Here is a 2,117-nt window from a genome sequence, read left to right on the forward strand (position 1 = left end):
ACGCGGAAGTTTTATTACTTGATCCATATACGGACCGTGACAAGCTGGACAAAACCTTAAAACAATTATTACAACTTGAGCCCAACAGCCCAACGTATCTAAATGCATATGCTTATACACTGGCACTGCAAAACCGTCGTTTAAAAGAAGCACGTCAGTATGCAGAGCAAGCATTAGAATATGCGCCTGAACAGGCTTCAATTCTTGATACGCTAGGTTATATTGCATTTTTACAGAATGATTATGAAGCTGCGGCGGAAGCCTTAGGCAAAGCGTATGAACTTAGCCATAATATAAATATTGGTATTCGTTATGCTAAAGCTTTGTATATGCAAGGGTCACTCACGCAATTTAGCGCAGTGTTACAACAACTGAAACAAAAGCATGCCAATGATCCACAATTACAACAGCTTGATGCGTTAATTTTACCTACATCTGCAAAAAAGAGTTAAATATATGAGCAAATTTGCCCAACTGTGCACAGCGATCTGTGGATCAAGTGTATTATTTCTAACCGGTTGTCAGCATTTTACTCAACCAAAACCTGCGGTTACTCAACAAGTTCAAGACGAAAAACACTTTAATTTGCAAGGTAAGATTGGGGTTCGTACACCACAGCAAACCGGTAGTGCTTTTTTTACCTGGCTTCAACAGCAAGATAATTTTGATATCGAATTAAGCGGTATTTTAGGCGTTGGAAAAACCCAAATTCAGGGTAAACCAGGCGAAGTAACTTTAAACAGTTCTAAAACAGGACTTATTAGCGCTGCATCTCCAGAAGAACTTTTAGAGCGAGCAACAGGTTGGCAAGCACCAATTACGCACTTAACGAGCTGGATTTTAGCAAAACCAGCAACGCTAAATGCTCAAATTACGAAAGACGCTACAAATCGAGTGAGTCAACTGATTGAAGATGGCTGGACAGTTAATTTCAGTTACGATGGTGAACAAACTTTGCCAAACAAACTGGTTTTAAAGCAAGCTCTTGCTGAAGATAAAGAAAACCGTATTACAATGGTCATCCAAAACCGCTAAGTCTAATTATATAAATCTATGATTCGAGTTCCTTCCCCTGCTAAGCTCAACCTGTTTTTACATATTACAGGCCGACGTGAGAATGGTTACCATGAGCTACAAACCATTTTCCAACTGATTGATTTATATGATTGGATGACATTTACACCGACTTTGGGCGAAGAAATCGAAATTGATGGGTTGAGTGAAGTTCGACCTGAAGAAAATTTGATTTATCGAGCAGCCCAAATACTAAAACCACATGCAAAAAAACTTTGTGGCTTGGACATCAAAATTGAAAAAAATATTCCAATGGGTGCGGGTCTAGGCGGCGGTTCATCTAATGCCGCCACAACACTTATTGTGTTAAATCAATTATGGGAATGTGGCCTAGAGCAAGAACAACTTGCGGACTATGGTGTTAAGCTCGGTGCCGATGTTCCAATTTTTATTTATGGTAAAAATGCATGGGCTGAAGGCATTGGTGAACATTTATCATTCATAGACTTAGATCAAAAACAGTTCATTATTTTAAAACCTGATTGTTTTATCAGCACTCAATTGCTTTTTTCACAAAAAACATTGACAAGAGACTCTAAGACCACTAAATTTTGCGCCTATCAGTTAGAACCTTCTAATTTTGGAAATAACTTTGAGCCACTGGCTCGGCAGTTATACCCTGAAGTAGAAGAAGCAATGCAATATTTAGATCAATTTGGTCAAGCAAAGCTTACAGGTACAGGTGCTTGTGTTTTTATTGAAGTAACGAATGAAATGAATATTGATGAAATTCTTAAGCATTCACCATGTAAATCTTACTTGGTAAATAGTTTAAAAGAATCTCCTCTTAATCATTTTAAGGTTACACGTTAGGGGCGTCGCCAAGTGGTAAGGCACCGGGTTTTGATCTCGGCATCCGTTGGTTCGAATCCAGCCGCCCCTGCCATTCTCTTATTTTAAAGACAGACTTAATTGCTATGCTTTTTGTTGATTAATCTTGACATTGCATTGCAAAAATATTAAAGTTCTGCCGCATTAGGGGCGTCGCCAAGTGGTAAGGCACCGGGTTTTGATCTCGGCATCCGTTGGTTCGAATCCAGCCG

At 39.2% G+C, this 2,117-nt stretch carries 3 protein-coding genes and 1 tRNA gene; all 4 read left to right on the forward strand.

From position 1 onward, the window contains the following. A partial coding sequence (locus J536_RS23670; protein WP_032064186.1) for a tetratricopeptide repeat protein occupies positions 1 to 452 on the forward strand: 452 nt, incomplete at its 5' end. Between the two features lie 4 nt (positions 453 to 456). After that, positions 457 to 1,035 (forward strand): lipoprotein insertase outer membrane protein LolB, encoded by a 579-nt coding sequence (gene lolB / locus J536_RS23675; RefSeq protein ID WP_017481320.1) that lies wholly within the window; start codon positions 457 to 459, stop codon positions 1,033 to 1,035. Between the two features lie 18 nt (positions 1,036 to 1,053). Next, positions 1,054 to 1,887: a 4-(cytidine 5'-diphospho)-2-C-methyl-D-erythritol kinase gene (ispE, locus tag J536_RS23680; RefSeq protein ID WP_025468421.1), complete on the forward strand. Its 834-nt coding sequence runs from the start codon at positions 1,054 to 1,056 to the stop codon at positions 1,885 to 1,887. Then, positions 1,886 to 1,960 (forward strand) — tRNA-Gln (locus J536_RS0104935). Before ispE ends, J536_RS0104935 begins: the two co-directional genes overlap by 2 nt. The last annotated feature ends 157 nt before the right edge of the window (positions 1,961 to 2,117 follow it).

The sequence above is a fragment of the Acinetobacter sp. 809848 genome, assembly GCF_000581275.1.
Lineage (GTDB): Bacteria > Pseudomonadota > Gammaproteobacteria > Pseudomonadales > Moraxellaceae > Acinetobacter > Acinetobacter pittii.